General features: G+C 42.8%; 17 protein-coding genes. 7 read left to right on the top strand and 10 right to left on the bottom strand.

Translation table 11 applies throughout. The features are described 5' to 3' along the window. Positions 1 to 64: 64 nt before the first annotated feature. On the bottom strand, positions 65 to 1,438 hold the full coding sequence (locus GT674_RS07035) for a sodium-dependent transporter (RefSeq protein WP_161285055.1): 1,374 nt from the start codon (positions 1,436 to 1,438) through the stop codon (positions 65 to 67). 167 nt (positions 1,439 to 1,605) lie between these two features. Further along, a complete protein-coding gene (locus GT674_RS07030; protein ID WP_161285054.1) occupies positions 1,606 to 2,730 on the bottom strand; it encodes a DUF362 domain-containing protein in 1,125 nt (374 codons plus the stop codon). A 231-nt stretch (positions 2,731 to 2,961) separates the two neighbouring features. On the opposite strand from GT674_RS07030, the gene GT674_RS07025 reads away from it, so the two are divergent. Next, positions 2,962 to 3,366, top strand: coding sequence for a MerR family transcriptional regulator (locus GT674_RS07025; protein WP_161285053.1), 405 nt, complete (start codon positions 2,962 to 2,964; stop codon positions 3,364 to 3,366). A gap of 61 nt (positions 3,367 to 3,427) precedes the next feature. Next, a complete protein-coding gene (locus GT674_RS07020; RefSeq protein WP_161285052.1) occupies positions 3,428 to 4,087 on the top strand; it encodes a helix-turn-helix transcriptional regulator in 660 nt (219 codons plus the stop codon). 185 nt (positions 4,088 to 4,272) lie between these two features. Here the strand turns inward: GT674_RS07020 and GT674_RS07015 are convergent, their stop codons facing one another. Together GT674_RS07015 and GT674_RS07010 are read right to left on the bottom strand one after the other, a co-directional pair. Further along, complete coding sequence (locus tag GT674_RS07015; RefSeq protein ID WP_161285051.1) at positions 4,273 to 5,271, bottom strand: asparaginase; 999 nt, start codon at positions 5,269 to 5,271, stop codon at positions 4,273 to 4,275. A 14-nt stretch (positions 5,272 to 5,285) separates the two neighbouring features. Further along, on the bottom strand, positions 5,286 to 5,663 hold the full coding sequence (locus GT674_RS07010; protein WP_161285050.1) for a VOC family protein: 378 nt from the start codon (positions 5,661 to 5,663) through the stop codon (positions 5,286 to 5,288). Between the two features lie 343 nt (positions 5,664 to 6,006). On the opposite strand from GT674_RS07010, the gene GT674_RS07005 reads away from it, so the two are divergent. Beyond that, complete coding sequence (locus GT674_RS07005) at positions 6,007 to 6,705, top strand: AzlC family ABC transporter permease (protein WP_161285049.1); 699 nt, start codon at positions 6,007 to 6,009, stop codon at positions 6,703 to 6,705. Between the two features lie 2 nt (positions 6,706 to 6,707). Beyond that, positions 6,708 to 7,034, top strand: a complete 327-nt coding sequence (locus GT674_RS07000) for a branched-chain amino acid transporter permease (RefSeq protein ID WP_279286396.1) — start codon at positions 6,708 to 6,710, stop codon at positions 7,032 to 7,034. A gap of 54 nt (positions 7,035 to 7,088) precedes the next feature. Here the strand turns inward: GT674_RS07000 and GT674_RS06995 are convergent, their stop codons facing one another. Then, positions 7,089 to 7,439: an Hpt domain-containing protein gene (locus GT674_RS06995; protein ID WP_161285047.1), complete on the bottom strand. Its 351-nt coding sequence runs from the start codon at positions 7,437 to 7,439 to the stop codon at positions 7,089 to 7,091. 20 nt (positions 7,440 to 7,459) lie between these two features. Then, complete coding sequence (locus tag GT674_RS06990; protein WP_161285046.1) at positions 7,460 to 9,529, bottom strand: diguanylate cyclase; 2,070 nt, start codon at positions 9,527 to 9,529, stop codon at positions 7,460 to 7,462. Positions 9,530 to 9,767: 238 nt separating this feature from the next. Between GT674_RS06990 and GT674_RS06985 the strand changes: the two genes are divergently transcribed. The 3 genes from GT674_RS06985 (at position 9,768) to GT674_RS06975 (ending at position 12,044) form a co-directional block, all read left to right on the top strand. Beyond that, positions 9,768 to 10,154, top strand: a complete 387-nt coding sequence (locus GT674_RS06985) for a DUF6483 family protein (RefSeq protein WP_161285045.1) — start codon at positions 9,768 to 9,770, stop codon at positions 10,152 to 10,154. Between the two features lie 19 nt (positions 10,155 to 10,173). Next, a complete protein-coding gene (locus GT674_RS06980) occupies positions 10,174 to 10,815 on the top strand; it encodes an orotate phosphoribosyltransferase (protein WP_161285044.1) in 642 nt (213 codons plus the stop codon). A gap of 77 nt (positions 10,816 to 10,892) precedes the next feature. Beyond that, a complete protein-coding gene (locus GT674_RS06975; protein ID WP_161285043.1) occupies positions 10,893 to 12,044 on the top strand; it encodes a DUF4317 domain-containing protein in 1,152 nt (383 codons plus the stop codon). A gap of 59 nt (positions 12,045 to 12,103) precedes the next feature. On the opposite strand, the gene GT674_RS06970 is transcribed toward GT674_RS06975, so the two are convergent. The 4 genes from GT674_RS06970 to GT674_RS06955 all read right to left on the bottom strand — a co-directional run bounded on the left by GT674_RS06970 (position 12,104) and on the right by GT674_RS06955 (position 18,643). Further along, the gene (locus GT674_RS06970; RefSeq protein WP_161285042.1) at positions 12,104 to 13,603 is read right to left on the bottom strand and encodes an FKBP-type peptidyl-prolyl cis-trans isomerase; all 1,500 of its coding nucleotides are present in this window, start codon (positions 13,601 to 13,603) and stop codon (positions 12,104 to 12,106) included. 170 nt (positions 13,604 to 13,773) lie between these two features. Further along, positions 13,774 to 17,094 (bottom strand): transcription-repair coupling factor, encoded by a 3,321-nt coding sequence (gene mfd / locus GT674_RS06965; protein ID WP_161285041.1) that lies wholly within the window; start codon positions 17,092 to 17,094, stop codon positions 13,774 to 13,776. Continuing rightward, on the bottom strand, positions 17,091 to 17,669 hold the full coding sequence (gene pth, locus GT674_RS06960; RefSeq protein ID WP_161285040.1) for an aminoacyl-tRNA hydrolase: 579 nt from the start codon (positions 17,667 to 17,669) through the stop codon (positions 17,091 to 17,093). The genes mfd and pth overlap by 4 nt, the downstream gene beginning before the upstream one ends. A 20-nt stretch (positions 17,670 to 17,689) precedes the next feature. After that, on the bottom strand, positions 17,690 to 18,643 hold the full coding sequence (locus GT674_RS06955; protein WP_161285039.1) for a TIGR03943 family putative permease subunit: 954 nt from the start codon (positions 18,641 to 18,643) through the stop codon (positions 17,690 to 17,692).

Genomic DNA, 18,643 nt, shown 5'->3' with positions numbered 1-18,643 from the left:
AGCATCCTGTTATATAACAAAACCGCAGATTCCTGTATTTATCAGGTTTCTGCGGTTTTCTTATTTACATGGAAATCCATCCAAATGCATTTGCTACAGAGCTGAAAAGAATGATTGCCGCAAAGATCGGACAAAGATATTTGATCATAAAATTAAAGATTTTCTTTCTGCGGAAAGTACCACCTTCCTGCAGTACTTCATCTTCAATTTTCTTTGTACCGACTACTCTGGATATCAGAAGACAGGTAGCAATCGCTGCAATCGGCATCATGACAGAGTTCGTCAGGAAATCAAAGAAATCAAGGAACTGCATTCCAATGATCTTAACACACGCCAGAGGACCATAGCCAAGAGAAGAAAGACTTCCGAGAACAACCATGACAACTCCGACAAATACTGTTGCCTTCTTGCGTCCCCATTTCAACTCATCCTGAAAAGTAGATACTGCACTCTCAGTCAGGGCAATAGAACTGGTCAGGGCTGCACAGAGAACCAGTACAAAAAACAGGATTCCAACCAGAGTTCCAAAGCCCATGCTTGCAAATACCTTCGGAATCGTAATAAACATCAGTGCCGGGCCCGCCTGTAACGTATCCGGATCTCCACCAGAGAATGCAAACACTGCCGGAATGATCATCAGACCTGCCATCATTGCGATCGCTGTGTCAAAAATTTCTACATTTTGTGTAGAACCTTCAATAGATACATCCTTTTTCATATAGGAACCAAAAGTTACCAGAATACCCATCGCGATCGACAGAGAATAAAACATCTGTCCCATTGCCGCAACCACTGTCATCCAGGAGAAGTTTTTGATATTTGGTATCAGGAAATATTTCACACCTTCCAGTGCTCCCGGTCTTGTTACCGAATAAACGACAATGACTACAGACAAGAAAACCAGTATCGGCATCATTACTTTGGAAACTCGTTCCACGCCATTCTGCACACCTGCATAAATGATCATCAGCGTAAGCAGCGTAAAAAACAGAAAACAGGCCTCAGTTGAAAATCCATCGGATATAAAAGCGGAAAAATATCCGTCCTCGGCAAGGGTCTGGCTGTTTCCCTTTACATATTCCACCAGATATTTAATTACCCAGCCACCGATCACGGAATAATATGGTACAATCAGAACCGGTATGATTGCATTGATCCAGCCTCCCAAAGACAGCCACTTTGATTTACCAAAAGTTCCAAACGCACCTACCGGACTTTTCTTTGTCATACGTCCCAGAGCTGTCTCTGCCACGATCATAGAGTATCCGAAGGTCAATGCCAAAATGATATAGATCAGTAAAAAAATTCCACCGCCGTACTTTGCCGCCAGATAAGGGAATCTCCATATATTCCCCAGGCCTACCGAAGCACCGGCTGCAGACAGTACAAATCCGATCTTCCCGGAAAATGTACTTCTCTCATGTTTATGTTTCTCCATAATTCTTCCTTTCCCATCACATATTTTTTTCATGTTCTTTCTTTATGTCTTCTCAATTTCCGCCCATATGATGATACCATGCTTTTGTACCTCAGGCAAATAATATATCAAAAAAAGATGCAAAGCTTATATTTCCTGCTCTGCATCCCATTTTTATTAATATTGCATTATTTAATCTTTTTTAATTCATATTCTCTGGTTCCAAGTCCGACTTTTTCTGCCTGATCCAGTGTTGCCTTCCATTCAATGTTCGGATTGGAATCTTTGAAATGATCGTGATGGCAATGCCATCCCGGTTCTGCCAGATGTTCTCCAAGCTGGCTGTTCTCGATCGGTGTTGCTTTGAGACAGGCATCTGCACATGCCTGATCCAGTGCAACCGGGTCAAAGCTTGCAAACATTCCGATATCCGGAAGAATCGGTGCATCGTTTTCTCCATGACAGTCGCAGTTCGGGCTGATATCCTGAACCAGTGCAATATGGAAATGTGGCCTGCCATGACAGACTGCCTGTGCATATTCTGCCATCTTACGATCAAGAAGTTCATTTGCACTGTCGTTCGGATTGTATACTGCGTCAAAACTGCAGGCTCCTATGCAGCGTCCACAGCCCTTACATTTATCATAATCAATTACGGCTTTTTTGTTTACATAAGTAATCGCATCACTTCCGCATTCTTTCGCACAGCGATGGCAGCCACGACAGAGTTCTTCATTGATCGCCGGCTTGCCGCTTGCATGCTGCTGCATCTTTCCTGCACGGCTTCCACAGCCCATGCCAATATTCTTGAGTGCACCGCCGAATCCGGTTGACTCATGACCTTTGAAATGGCTCAGACTGATAAAGATATCCGCATCCATGATAGCATGTCCGATCCGTGCAGTCTTACAGTATTCTCCATTTACAACCGGAACTTCTACCTCATCTGTTCCGCGCAGTCCATCTCCAATAATGATCTGACAGCCTGTTGTGATCGTATTGAATCCATTCAGATTTGCACAGTTCAGATGCTCCAGTGCATTCTTTCTGCTTCCCGGATATAATGTGTTACAGTCTGTCAGAAACGGCATACCGCCCTGCTCCTTACATAAATCTGCTACTACCTTCGCATAGTTCGGACGAAGAAATGCCATATTTCCGAGCTCACCGAAATGCATCTTGATCGCCACAAATTTCCCATCCATATCAATGTCCTTAATACCGGCTGCGATACAAAGCTTTTTTAACTTGTCAAGCTGACTGGTTCCTACCGGACAGCGAAAATCTGTAAAATAAACTGTAGATTTGTCCATCTGTGATCCTCCTGAAATTATTTGTTACTGTTCACTCCGTTCGCAGTAACTTGGTCAAAATGCATTCCAAATCACCTTCGGTGATGGCATTTTGCCCCGTATATCTCGGGATTTTGCCATATTCATGGCAAAACACCTCGCGGGATATTACCTGTGAACAGTTACAATTATTTTACCTTTACAAAAGAATAACACTTCAAGTATACTTGAAGTCAAGGAGGTTTTTTAATTATGCATACTTATACAATTCGGGAAATGTCTGAACTTTTTTCTCTTCCGGCTTCTACCCTTCGCTATTATGAAAGCGAAGGGCTGCTTCCACTTGTAGAAAAAAATTCTTCCGGGCAGAGGATCTACACAAAGGAACATATCGACAGACTTCAATGCATCAACTGTTTTAAGCGTACCGGCATGACGATCCCACAGCTTCGAAAATTTTTTGAATATGAAACCGATGAGGCACTTTATATCAATGACATCATCCAGTTACTTGAAGATCAGGAAAAACAGCTCGATAAAAAACTCAGACAGCTTCAGAAGGATTCCGCACATGTCCATCACAAAGTAAGATATTACAAAGCGATCAGACATGCACTGGAAAACGATCTGCCGCTGCCTGAATGGGAGGAAGAATAGTAACTGTTCCGTACCCTCACAGTTACAAAGAATAATTATTTTATAAATGGAGGTCCTGATAATGACCAGAGAAACTTTACAGCCCTATATCTCTATGGCTGATATGCTTGCACGCACTTTTGGTAAAGAATGCGAAGTTGTTCTTTACGACATGACGAATCCACAGCATTCCATTGTCTACGCTGCCAACAACACTGTAACCAATTGCCAGATTGGGGACCGCCTTCCCTCTTCTGTCAGCCAGATGCTCCGTTCACCTGACTTAAAAGAAGACTTTATTTCCAACTACTATTTTCATACAGAAATCCATAACAAAGAGCATCTTATCCGTTCCTCAGCCTTTCTGTTCCGCAGACCGGATGGTTCCCCGGATGGTGTACTCTGCATCAACCTGGACACAGAACCCATCACAAGTATGATTGAATTTCTGAAAGGATATCTCCCTGAACAGCCGTCAGGCTCTGCCAGCAGCGAGGCAGCGGTGCCCAGGGTTACGGAAGAAAAAAATGTTTCTTCTATGGTTTCTTCTCTCATCGATCACATTCTGGAAGGCATCTCTGATGAGGCCACCAGAGATGAACGTGTCGAAAGAATCCGCTCTATGGAAAACAAGGGAGTCTTTCTTATGAAGGGAAGTGTAGAACAGGTAGCTGCTAAAATGGGCGTCAATAAGGTCACCATTTACAGTTATCTGGATGAAGTCCACGGAAAACGGAGATAACAAAGCGGATAAGTCCGCTTCAAACTCCCTGAATCCCTCAATCTTTGAGGGACTTGTTACGCTTTGCGCGCCAGATGCAGTCTGCTTTAGCAGACATATTCCATATGCATCTGGTCGCATCCTCGCGGAGCGTTTTTTGCTTTATTGGAACATTACGGAGTAATTTCCTATAAAGTAAAAAACCTCTATCCGATATTCACCTCACCGGCAATATTCATAGAAAAATATTCCTTCATTTCGCGAAGATTATCTGTCTGACCAAGCACCCACATAAGCTTGGTCATGGCTGCTTCCGTCGTCATGTCATAAGCCTGGATTACACCTTTCTCCAAGGCCAGTCGGCCGGTTTCATACACAGACAGATTGCTTCCCTCATACAGACACTGACTTCCTGCCAGCACCAGCATTCCCCTGTCGATCACCTCTCCGACTTTTCCTGTAAAATCATTTTTTACGAAGGGCATTCCACCCAGTCCAAAGCCCTCGATATAGACTGCCCTGTAGCCTTTTTCATAGTACATATCCAGTATCTCCGGACTGATCCCCGGATATAATTTCAAAAGTGCCACCTGATCAGAATATTCTGTCTGAGGTTTAAAGATTCCTTTTTTCTCAACAAGGTTTTTTTCAAACACGCGAAGTCCCAGAGAACTGATTTCCCCGACATACGGATAATTGATGCTTTCAAATGCATCAAAACTCATGGTGCGAACCTTAGATGCTCTGCACCCAAGTATAACTTTTCGGTTAAACGCCACAAAAACTCCCGGATATCCACTGGCTGCCATATGAATTCCACAGCGACAGTTTTCCAGGGCATCTGCTACAGGATTTGCAATAGACAGCTGACTTCCGGTCACCACGACCGGAATTGAAATATTCTGCAGCATAAACGACAACATCGCAGAGCTATATGCCAGAGTATCCGTTCCATGGATCACTACGATTCCATCATAGTCATAACTTCTCTTTGCGATCAGTTTCGCAAGCCCGGTCCAGTCTTCCGGTCCGATATTGGAACTGTCCAGCGAACAGAAGTCTTCTGCCTCCAGTTCCAGATTTCTGGAAACCATACGTAATTCTTCAAGCATATCTCCGCTGCTCATTCCCGGCACGAGTCCGTTGCAGCCTTTCACAGAGGAAAGAGTTCCTCCTGTATTTATGATCAGGATTCTTTTTTGCATGCCGGCATTTCCCCTCATCCAAGTTTTTCAGGTACGATCTCCAGCCAGTATCCGTCCGGATCATTAATAAAATAGATACCCATTGCCGGATTTTCAAAACAGATACATCCCATTTCTTCATGTTTCCTGTGAGATGCTTCCATATCATCTGTAGTAAATGCAAGATGGACTTCATTGTCACCCAGATCGTAATGATCCTTTTCCCAGTCTCTCAGCCAGGTAAGTTCCAGTTCAAATCCTGTCTTACCGTCTCCAAGATACGCAAGAATAAAACTTCCATCTTCCGCTTCTTTACGTCTCACTTCTCTAAGACCAAGTGCCTCCTCATAGAATTTGATAGATTTCTCCAGATCCATAACGTTGTAATTATAATGTGCAAACTGAAAACTCATGTTAATGATCTTCCTTTCTGAAAATAATATTTACCTGATTATCTCACAGATACCTGTTATCTGTCGACTGTTTTTGATAATTTCCAAAACTACAGGTATTATTTTGTTACTGTTCACTCCGTTCACAGTAACTTGGTCAAAATGCATTCCAAATCACCTTCGGTGATAGCATTTTGCCCCGTATGTCTCGGGATTTTGCCATATTCATGGCAAAACACCTCGCGGGATATTACCTGTGAACAGTTACATTATTTTTCCCGTTGTTTATGAAAAACAATAATTGTTGTTTCCCGGAATCGGTGATAAAATATATTTGCATTTTTTGTTAAGGAGTTTTTTACAGATGAAGAAAAAAGCACTCAAAGCCGCATTTCCATACACGATTCCTATCGGTATCGGCTTCCTTTTTCTTGGAATGTCCTATGGATTTATGATGCAGAGCAAGGGTTTTTCTGTATGGTATCCATTTTTTATGAGTATGTTTATCTTTGCAGGCTCTATGGAATTTGTGACAGCCAATCTTCTGCTGTCGGCATTCAGTCCAATCGCGGCATTCTTTCTGGCTCTGGTGGTCAACGCCAGACATTTATTTTATGGACTTTCCATGCTGGATAAATACAAAAATACCGAATGGAAAAAATTCTACCTGATCTTTGGTATGTGTGATGAATCTTTTACCGTGAACTGCACTGTGACACCACCGGATGATGTGGACAGGGGATGGTTTATGTTCTTTGTAAACCTTCTGAATCAAATCTACTGGGTCCTCGCAGCTACGGCTGGTGCACTTCTCGGTTATGTGATCCATTTTGATACAACAGGGATTGAATTTGTCATGACTGCACTGTTCGTCGTTATGTTTCTGAATCAATGGGAAGAAGCAAAAGATCATCGTCCTGCACTGACCGGATTGATCTGCTCTGCAGTCTGCCTTCTGCTTTTTGGAAACAACAAGTTTATTGTTCCTGCCATGATCCTTATCATCCTGTGTTTTACAGCAGAACATAAATACAGTAAAAGACCGGAGGTGGCGGCGAAATGACAATGACAACAACACAGGCGGTCATTACTATTGCTGCTGTTGTTCTTGGAACGATGGCAACCCGTTTTATCCCATTTATGATTTTTCCCGAAGGGAAAAATCCGCCGGAATTTGTACAATATCTTGGAACAGTACTTCCATATGCCGCAATCGGACTTCTCATTATCTACTGTCTCAAAGATGTCCCGTCGAGCAGCACACATGGGCTTCCTGAGGCAATTGCAATCATTTTTATTGTTCTGCTCCACAAATGGAAAAAAAGTACTCTGCTGAGTATCGGCGGCGGAACCATCCTGTATATGATACTGGTACAGACTGTTTTCCATTAGAAAGAAAGGGGATGTCGATAATACCGCATTTCGACATCCCCTTCCTGGTTATTCTTATTCTGCAATTTCGTTAATTGCCTCTACTGTTTTGTCATACTGCTCTTTCACTTCATCATACAATGTTTCATATCCGTTAAGTTCTCCTCCGCGGAGCTTTTCTGTCAGTGCTTCACTTGGCTTATACAGATTATCAAACCCCAGGTTCAGGCAAATGCCTTTCAATGTATGTGCCGCACGAAAAGCACTTTCTGCATCACTTTTTTCAATTGCAGCTGTGAGATCCTGGAAGCTCGGATCCTTGAGAAATTTTATTACAAATTTCCTGATCAGCATTTCATTTCCCAGTCTGGATAAAACTCCATCATAATTTGCCCCCATTTTCTCATAACATTCTCTGACTGTCATTCTATTTTCTCCTTTAACTTTTATTGGTAAAATGCTGTATCTTTCTCTATTTCAGAACATTCCCTCTGGATATCCTGCGTAATAGATTCCATCAGATGCTCCTTTGTATCTTCGTATTTCCTCAGTTTTTTCATGACATTTCGCCTGCAGGAAATTCCATTCTCTTCTTTTATTACAATACTCTCTTTTATCTTATCCTGTGCTTCTGTCAGACACTGCAGAAGAACCGGATTAAAAGCACCGCATTCTCCCCCAAGAATCATCTTCATGGCTTCTTCATGCGAATAAGATTTCTTATAAACTCTTCGGCTTACCAGTGCATCATAGACATCTGCCAGAGCGACCACCTGTGCAGAAACAGGAATTTCCTCACCCTTCAGTCCATCTGGATATCCTCTGCCATCATAACGTTCATGATGCCAGCGGCAGATCTGGTAAGCAGTTTTTACTAATTCTTCATCCTTGAACAGTTCCATGTTCTCCAGTATAGAAGCCCCGATCACCGTATGTTCTTTTATTTTTTCGATTTCCTGAGGTGTCAGTCTGCCTGCCTTATTCAGAATTTTTTCATTAATTCCTATCTTACCGATGTCATGGAGAGAAGCCGCCGTTGTAATGATAAGTCTGTCTGACCATGAAATATTATACTTGTCTGTGATCTGTGTCAGCTGCTCCAGAAGAATTCCTGTGATGATATTTACATTCAGAACATGACGCCCGCTTTCACCATTTCGGAATTCTACGATCTGACTTAAGATTTCAATCAGGATACGGTTGTTCTTTTCTTTTTCATATACCTGGTTTGTGATCAAAGCTATCAGTCTGCGCTGTTTTGCATAAAGCTTGATCGTATTAAACACTCGTCGATGAACAACCTCCACATCAAATGGTCTGTTTATATAATCTGATACACCCATTTCATAGGCTTTTTTGACACTGGCTGCCGAATCCTCGCTTGAGATCATGATCACCGGAATATCATCAATCCACTCATGTTTATTCATGAATTCCAGAACCTCAAATCCATCCATCTCAGGCATCACAATATCCAAAAGAACCAGAGCAATATCACGTCCATATTTCCTTATGACAGAAATACATTCCTTTCCGTCTGCTGCCTCAAGAATATCAAATTCATCTCCAAGAATGGAAGAAAGAATCTCTCTGTTCATTTCTGAATCGTCTACGATCAGAATCTTGTATTTATGAGTTGCTGATGGATTTGTGATATTCTGTGTTTCATGCTGCAGATCACTTTCCGTGACAACCATGTTCTTACTTGTCTTTGCCTGATACATACACTGATCTGCCTTATGTATTGCGTCTTCTATTGTTCCATGTGTGGACAATACTCCACCTATACTGACAGAAACCTGAAGCTGTGAATATCCCGGAACTTCTGCTGCATGAATCTCGTTCTGTATCTGCTTCAGTTTCTTTTGAAATGAGGCTTCCAGAATATCCGGCATAACCAGAAGGAACTCATCACCGCCAAAGCGTACTAGCACGTCTGTCCTACGGATGCTGTTCCGTATAACATTTACAACCGTTTCCAGAACAAGGTCACCGGCATTATGGCCATAGGTATCATTGTGAAGCTTAAAATCATCCAGATCGATCATTGCAACTCCGGCAACCATCTCAGTCTGCTTAAGCTGATCTTCGTAATAGCGTCTGTTATATGCTCCTGTCAGTGCATCCATATACAGTTCCCTGTCATATCGGATCAGCTTCTTGAGCATCTCATCTCTGCCATCCTCATTTATCAGAATGTCTCCATCAAGCTTATTTACCAGTTCAACCACATAGGGGATACCCTCTATTTCAATATACCTGGATACTATCTGAAAAATATCTCCGTCTATAAATTCAAGTTTTGTTTTTTTGTCTTTTTCTGCAAAGGCCGCCCTGGAGATGCAGTTATCACAGCGGGTGCGTTTGTTCCAGAGTGCATAGCATTCGCATCCTTCTGTCATATCTGTACTTCCCTGTATTCTGCCTGTACGCAGTTCCTCTTCATTCAGGAGGCGCACAATGGAAAATACCTTTTGCAATTCCTTCAGCATGATTTCCCATTCATATTTCGTCATTTTATATTCCTGCTGTGTTTCCATGGCATCCTTTCTATTCGCGTACTTTCCTATAACTAACTCCTATAAAAATATATTATAGCATTCCCAAAATTTCCCGTAAAGAAATTTAGGAAGGATTATGAATAATTTTTCACTGGTAGAACCGTGTCGTTTGTGGTAATCTAAAGATAGATATTTTATGAAATCGTGACTGTTCACCAGACTGGCAGCTGCACGATTCAGAAGGGAGAAACAAATGCTTCAGGATGATTTTATACTTCGCCAGATCCGTGAAATGATTCATGCAGTTATGAGGATGCTTTTTCAGGTAAATGCATCTGAACTGTCCCCGGAGGTGATCGAAGATGCCTCTGCCAGAACAGTACTTGAGGAACTGCTTGCTTTAACAGATGAGGGACGGATCGATGAAGCAGAGAACCAGTTATATGAAATGACCTGTGATGGTGACCGCCAGAATCTGGAGATCGGCCTTCTTTTTTATTATAATCTTAATGGAAAGGACGATGACTTCCTGGAAGTCCACAATTTCAGCCGTGAAGAAATCATGACCGGAATCCAGGATCTTGCTGACCGTTATCAGCTCAGTGGGATTGCAGAAGCATTCCGCACAGAAATCTTATAATATTTTAGGGAGGGATTTTATGGAATCAAAAATGACCAAAATTTATGCTCGCAGCAATAAGAAGATCCAGCTCAAGGTTTATGCTGGACATTTTGCAACGCCGCAGTCTCACATCACCCACTATCTGGATCTCACTACCATGCGTTCCAGAAGTTCTGAGGCAATGCGCATCGCGGAAGCACTGGCTGCCAACTACGAAACAAGTATTCCTGTCGATACGATCATCTGTATGAGCGGACTGGAAGTTGTCGGAGCTTATCTGGCAGAAACGCTTACCAGAGCCGGTGTTTATTCCATGAATTCTCATCAGACTATTTATATCACTTCACCGGAATACAATAACTCCGGACAGATTATCTTCCGCGATAACATTCAGCCAATGATCCGTGGCAAAAACATCCTGATCCTGGATGGCTCGATCACTACCGGAGAAACTCTGTCCCGTGCAATTGAGAGTATTTTGTATTATGGCGGTGCGATCCGCGGCATTGCTTCCATTTTCAGTGCAGCCACCAGCATTGCCGGTCTGCCGGTTTACAGTATTTTTAACCATCAGGATCTTCCGAATTATGGTTCTTATTCTGCTGCAACCTGTCCTTTATGTGCCCAGAAACAGAAACTGGATGCACTGGTAAACGGTTTTGGTTATTCCAAAATCTAACTTGTAAAAAGGGCCTTATGGCCCTTTTTTTCTGACCAGAAATACTTTTTATATTTTCAGATACAAGGAGTTTGTTTATGAATAAAAAAGAAATATCCGAAATCAAGAAACAATTCACACCCAACAACTGTGCTATTACACGCATCTGCGGCTGCTATGTTGACGGAGAAAAAAACAAAAAAACCAAACTGAAAGAAGCATTTCTTTCTCTTTCTGAAGAAGAAATGTTTAAATACTTTGAAATTTTCAAAAAAACACTTTCCGGTACCGTCGGCAAAAACCTCATCAATATGGACTTTCCTCTTGAACAGGAAAAAGAAGGCGGTACTCAGGAATTTCTTCTTCGTCTGCGTGGAAGTAAACTCCAGGATGATTCTATTCTGGAAGAGTTTTATGATAAGGTCATCCAGGCTTATGATTACGGAGAAAATTATTACATCATCCTGATCCATGCCGTATATGATATCCCCGGCAAGTCCTCCGATGGTCAGGAAATGTTTGACGCATCTGATGAAATTTATGATCACATTCTGTGCAGCATCTGTCCTGTAAACCTTTCCAAGGCAGGGCTCTGCTACAATGCCAAAACCAATAACATTGAGGATCGTATCCGTGACTGGATCGTAGAAATGCCTGACCTTGGATTTCTGTTCCCTGTATTCAATGACCGCAGTACAGATATCCACGGACTTCTCTATTACTCCAAGAATGCAGAAAAACTTCGCAGTACTTTTGTAGACGAACTGTTTGGCTGTGAAACTCCGCTTTCAGCCGGTGGACAAAGAGATTCCTTCAATGCCCTTGTGGAGGAAACCCTGGGGGAAGACTGTGCTTATGATACTGTCATGAACATTCATGAGAAGTTAAATGAGTGGGTTGAATCACAGAAGGATTCTCCTGAACCGGCTGTGCTCACCAAATCGGAAGTGAAACGCCTCTTCGAGGAATGTGGTGTTGAAGAAGAAAAAATGGAAACCTTTGACCAGTGTTATGAAGCCACAGCCGGAGAAAATGCATCTCTCATGGTGTCCAACATTACTAACACCCGCCGGACAGAGATCAAGACCCCTGATGTTGTCATTCACGTGGATCCAGACCGCGCGGCATTAATTGAAACCCAGATCATTGATGGACGTAAATGTATTGTCATTCCAATGGAGGGAGATGTTGAAATCAATGGTATTCATGTGACAGGAAGTTTTTCTGAGGATAATAGTGAACAACTTTAACATATTTCCATTTAAACAGCCCCGCAGCGAATGCTGCGGGGCTTGATTTTTATAGTTTTTTATTCATAAATTCCATTCACAGTAACATCAAATACTGCTTCTTTTCCGGCAAGATCTGCTGCGCCGTAATCATCCGGGAAAGTTACGGTTACTTCTACTTCATCTCCTGGATGAGCTCCTACGAGCTGATCTTCAAAATCATCAATATAACTTCCGGAACCAATCTCAAGGTCTGTTCCCTGTCCATTAGTACTTCCGCCATCGAAAGCTGTTCCGTCGATCTTACCTACATAATCAATATTTACAGTATCTCCATCCTTGACTGTCAGAGATGTATCTGTACTGTAGGAAGGTGCTTCCGTAGCTTCCGGTGTTGTTGTGGTATCTGCTGCTTCTGTTACCTCCGGAGTCTCAGTTGCATCTGCTTCCGGAGTTTCTGTAACCTCCTCAGTCTCAGCAGCTTCCTCTGTAGGAGCCGGTGTTGCAGTCGGTGCAACATATTTATGATTGTCTGTTACTTTAAGAGTCTTGAGAACTTTCTTTTTTTCTTTGATGTCTGCATCATCCAGCCACTTCTCTGTAGTGTCTGTATACAGTGTCTGCTCTCTTGTAGAAATGATGCTTTCTTTCTTGGTCTCTGTCGCTTCTTCATCATCCTTCTTGTTCAGTTTTACAACATAATATGCTGTATCTGTCTCGATGATATCAGAGGCAACCTCTCCATCATCGAGTGTCCGAAGAACATCGATCACTTCCTCCGGATAAGTACCGCTGTAAGAACTGCTGTCCTCATCTGCATCTTCGTCATCTGTGTCCTCATCCTCACTGGTCTCGTTTGCATCAAAGGTACCGCTCAGGGAAGAATAAGAATCATCTACAGATTTGGCGATTTCACTAAAATCTCCATCCGGATCTGCCTTAAGGCCATCCAGGATCTTCTGTGCATCTTCCTTCTTTTCTTTGATCTCATCATCACTTAAATCCGCTGTGCTGACGCTGACATACTCAAAAGAAGACTGTTGTGCTTCCTCATCGGAAACATTCTTGTCTACATCTGCAATGATCGGATCATGGATCTTCTGTTTGTAAGTCTGAAGTTCCAGATAAGTCTTAACCTGATCTTCTGTCACTGCCAGATCTGCAATCGTTTCCTCAGAGTTTGCTTCCATAAATGAAGCTGCTACTTCTGCAATCGCCTTCTCATCCTCATCTGTCAGTTCAACATCATAGTCTGCTGCCTTTGCTTTCATGATGTACATAAGCTCTACATCCTTGAGAGATTCTTCTACAGCCTGCTCTCCGTAGGTTTTGCCTTTCTCTGCTTCTGTATCCCAGATATCAAAATCAGAGCCGCCCATATAACTTCTGTACATAGCTTCTGTCTGCATCTGACCTTCTCTGACAGAAAGACTTACAACTCCCAGTGGAATCTTTGTTCCATCTACTGTAGCAACCGTCTTGCTTCCGTCTAATTTCTTCTCACCGCATCCGGTAAGCATCCCTGCAGCCATAATACCTGCCATAGCAACAACGGCTGTTTTCTTTGTCATTTCTTTCATATTTTCCTCCATGATTGCCTGTAGGCAATAACCTAATAGTATGAGTATAAACTTTTTTCTCTTTCAGGGCAAGGATATTCCTCAAGAAACCATGTTTTTTCACAAAATAAACACGTTTCTCCTGCTGTTCCCTTAAGTCAGGATTTATTCTGTTGCTGTGAACAGTTACTTTATTCTTCCACCAGCTTTTCCAGTTCATTCAGAAAATCGGTGAGGGCTGTCAGAATATTTCCGACCGGAGTCAGAATGAATTTCGGTTCCTGCTCGTTTTTAAACTGAAGCCCCCGCCTGTATTTCTGCATCAGTTCCGGAAATCCTGCCGGATTCAGTTTCGCACGTTCATACAGCGTGATCTTCATATCTTTTCCTGTCTGCTTGATCTCTGTCACATAACTCCTGTGTGCAAGTGCCTTGAGTCTGGCAATCGTCAGAAGGTTTAATACTGCCTTCGGCAGCTCCCCAAAACGATCTAGAAGCTCTTCCAGCATATCATCATAATCCTGTGTTGTTTCAATGCCTGCAGTTCTTTTGTAAATATCCAGTTTCTGATACTCATTACTGATATAGGTATCCGGAATGAAAGCATCCATGTTCAGATCGATCATTGTTTCAAAATCTTCCATTGTATGGATTCCTTTTGCTTCTTTTACTGCCTCGCTGAGCATCTTGCAGTAAAGATCATATCCAACCGCATTCATATGACCATGCTGCTCTGCGCCAAGAAGGTTTCCTGCTCCACGCAGTTCAAGATCCCTCATGGCGATCTTGAATCCACTTCCAAGATCTGTGTATTCTCGGATCGCTGACAGTCGTTTTTCTGCTGTCTCTTTAAGCATTGTATTTCTGCGATACATTAAGAATGCATACGCAGTACGATTGGAACGTCCGATTCTTCCCCGAAGCTGATAAAGCTGCGAAAGCCCATAACGATCCGAATCATGGATGATCATCGTGTTTACATTCGAAATATCAAGTCCTGTCTCTATGATCGTTGTAGAAACCAGCACATCGATCTCCCCATTGATAAATGAATACATGACGGCCTCCAGTTCTCTCTCACTCATCTGTCCATGTGCAAAATCAACTCTCGCATCTGGAATAAGTTCGGAGAGACGTGCTGCCACATCTGCAATGTCATTCACCCGGTTGTATACATAATAAACCTGTCCGTCTCTTCGAAGTTCCCTGTTGATCGCCTCCCGGACAGTTTCTTCATCATATTCCATAACGTAGGTCTGAATTGGGACACGATCCATAGGCGGCTCTTCCAGAACACTCATATCGCGGATTCCGATCATGCTCATATGAAGAGTTCTTGGGATCGGAGTTGCCGTCAGTGTCAGTACATCAACATCTTTCTTGAGCTGTTTGATTTTTTCTTTATGGGCAACACCAAATCTCTGTTCTTCATCGATGATCAGAAGGCCCAGATTTTTGAACGTGACATCTTTTGACAAAACTCTGTGCGTTCCGATGATTATGTCAACCTGTCCTTTTTTCAGATCTGCAATGGTCTTCTGCTGCTGGGACGGTGTACGAAAACGGCACAGAAGATCCACTCGCACCGGAAACTCATTCATTCGCTGTACAAAGGTATTATAGACCTGCTGTGCAAGAATGGTAGTCGGTACCAGATAGACAACCTGACGGCTCTCCTGAACGGCTTTAAACGCCGCACGAAGGGCAATCTCTGTCTTACCATAGCCTACGTCCCCGCATACAAGACGATCCATGATCTTGGTGCTCTCCATATCTTTCTTGGTATCCTCAATTGCAGCAAGCTGATCCTCTGTTTCCTCATAAGGAAACATCTCCTCAAACTCCCTCTGCCATACCGTATCCGGTCCACAGACATATCCTTCTTTTTCCTGACGGACCGCATAAAGCTCCACCAGTTCCTTCGCGATATTCTGAACAGCACCACGAACTCTGGATTTTGTTTTTTTCCATTCCTGACCACCAAGCCGATTCAGCTTCGGCGGTCTGGCAGTTTCTGACCCGGCATACTTCTGCAGGGCATCAAGCTGCGTGGCAAGTATATACAGATTGCTTCCATTACGATATTCAATCTTGATATAATCCTTCGCAACCTTATCTACCGCAACCTTCTCAATGCCACGGTAAATGCCCAGCCCATGCTTCTCATGAACAACAAAGTCTCCAATAGAAAGCTCTGAGAAATCCTGAATCCGCTTTCCGTTATATTCTTTCTTTTTCTTTCGCTTCTTCTGCTCTTTTCCAAAAATATCCGTCTCGGTGATAACTGCAAATTTAATAAAAGGATATTCAAATCCTCGACGGGCATGCCCATATGCAACCATGATCACACCAGGTTCCAGCACATGATCAAAATCTTTTCCGTAAAAGGCACTCAATCCCTCATCCTGAAGATCCTTCGCAAGACGCTCTGCCCTGGTTCTCGATCCTGAGAGAAGTACAATCTGATATCCCTGCTTCTTATACTGTTTAAGATCCTTGACCAGAAGTGAAAAACTACTCTGATAGGAACTCACAGATTTCACTGTCAGATTAAACTGTTCTGTGATCTTCCAGTCCGCCCGTTTGGGTTCCATAAGTGACACGGAAATACAGTTTCGGTCATTCAGCTTATATCTCAGTTTTTCCCAGCTGCACATCCAGCTCTGGGAAAGATTTCCCTCCCCTTTCTGCTGACGGTTCTCGCAGCTCTGACGAAATTCTTCTTCTACTGCTTTTGCATTTTCCTCCAGACGGTTCGGCTCATCCAAAAACACAAGACTGTTCTCTTCCGAAAAATAATCCAGGAAAGAAACTCCATCCTTTTCGACCGGCTGCTCTACAGCAGGATAGATGGTAATTTCATCAAGATTTTCCAGAGAACGCTGGCTCTGCGAATCAAATGTACGGATGGAATCAATCTCATCTCCCCAGAGCTCAATTCTCCACGGATTCTCTTCTGTGAGAGAATAGATATCCACAATCCCACCTCGAACAGAAAACTGTCCGGGCATCTCAACCTGACCCACACGCTCATATCCCATATGAACAAGTGCATCCTTGAGCTTATCCATATCCAGTGTACTGTCATTTCGGAAATGAAGCAGCTGTTTTTCAATTTTATCAAGCGGCTGAAGATAATCCATGCATCCATCTATACTGGTGACAACTGTAATATCCTCTTTCTGCTCCAGCAATGCCTTAATAACGCACATCCTCTGACGGATCAGGAGATTTCCATGAATATCTGCCTGAAAAAAAAGCAGATCCTTTGCAGGGTAATAATATACATTCTTATCATAAAAACGATAATCTTCATACAGCTCTTTCGCAGCTTTCTCATCTTCTGCCAAAATCAGATGAGATGGAAAAAGCCCGGAAAGCCCATATATAAAATGAGCTTTCTGGGACTCCATACAACCACTAATCTCCAGTATTCCACGATTATTTTTTGCCTGTCTGCATATTGCTTCCATCTCTGCAAGATTCTGCAGAGGACGCAAAAATGTTTTCATACAACCTCCAGTTTTTTGTTGTATTCATTCATGGCAGCATCCGGGCCGTCCGACAGAATCAGTTCTACTGCCTTGCATGCCCGTTCCTGTGCCTCATCAACGAGTTTGCGGTCTTCTTTTCCAAATCTGCCAAGAACATAATCTGCAAGATCCCATCCCTTTGGCTTTGCACCTACCCCAACTTTGATACGTACAAATTTCTGCGTTCCCAGTTCCTGGATGATATTCTTGATTCCATTATGTCCTCCGGCACTGCCCTTCTTACGGATCCGAATCTGTCCCGGATCCAGATCAATGTCATCATAGATAACGATCATCTCTGTCTCCGGATCGATTTTGAAGTAGTTTGCCATCTCCCGTACCGGACCTCCGCTGAGATTCATATAAGACAGAGGTTTCATAAGGAGAGCCGGCTGCCCTCCTATGATACCTTTTCCATACATGGCATTAAACTTCACACCGCCCTGGGGAACCTGGTATTCTTCTACCAGTTTGTCAATCACATCAAATCCCATATTGTGGCGTGTTGCTTCATACTGCCTTCCGGGATTTCCCAAACCTACAATCAAATACATTCAAATTTCCTCGCTTAGTTTTAATTAAAGTAAACCATCTCATCTGCCAGCGGTTCGCAGACTTCTACATGATCTGCATAAAGAACGATTCCCTCTTCTCCCTGATACTCGTTTCTTCTCTCCACACCAATTTTTGCGGTAACTTCTACCCATTCTCCTGGATTCAGCTTTGGTGCATAGGCACTCTTGCATACATAGCCAAGAAAAGTGGTGTCATCTGCACAGCAGGTCATAGCAGTACGTCCCGGAACAAAGAATTTACTTCCCATTCCACGCGGCTTCATGACTCTGGCTTTAAATTTGACCGTTTTGCCTTCATAATTTTCCGGATGATCCATGGCATCTACAAACCAGATACCATAATCCTCAGGCAGAATATCGATCACCGGTGCATTTATGTCAAATGGCATTTCATCCTGGAAAATATCTCCAAGTTCACCTTCTTCATCTTCAAAGATAACTTCTGCTCTCTGGTTCGCAACCTTGATTCCACGACGATATGTCGGGAGTGGATCGTCCTCCTTACAGCGATTAAAAATAACCATATCGCTGTTTCTTATCATATCCATAAAAATGGATTTCATGTTTGCCATATACATCTGGAAGGTACTGGCATCTACGCAAGTGATCTGCTGTTCTACCCCCCAGCCCCGTGGAAGCTGCATTTTTTCGAAGTCACTTACAAGCCACATTCCATTATATTCAATGATAACTCGTTCCGGCTGATGAAGGATATCCATGGCAACCAGTCTTTCAGTTGTAAAATCCTCTTTATTTTCGATAATTTCCACAACTGTATTGTTTGCTTTCAGTGCAGCCTCATCGTATTCTTCCTCACCCTCTTCACAGAGAATCAGAAGAGTTTTTCCGTCTGTGTGAAAATAATCCTGCTGAATAGTAAAATTCAGAAAAGAAGTCTTTCCACTTTCAAGGAAACCTGTCATTAAATAAATCGGCACTTTGATTTCTTCCAT

The sequence above is a fragment of the Blautia sp. BIOML-A1 genome (assembly GCF_009883055.1).
Lineage (GTDB): Bacteria > Bacillota > Clostridia > Lachnospirales > Lachnospiraceae > Blautia_A.
Note: the sequence above shows the minus strand (reverse complement) of the source record. Positions and strands in the feature narration are given on the sequence as shown.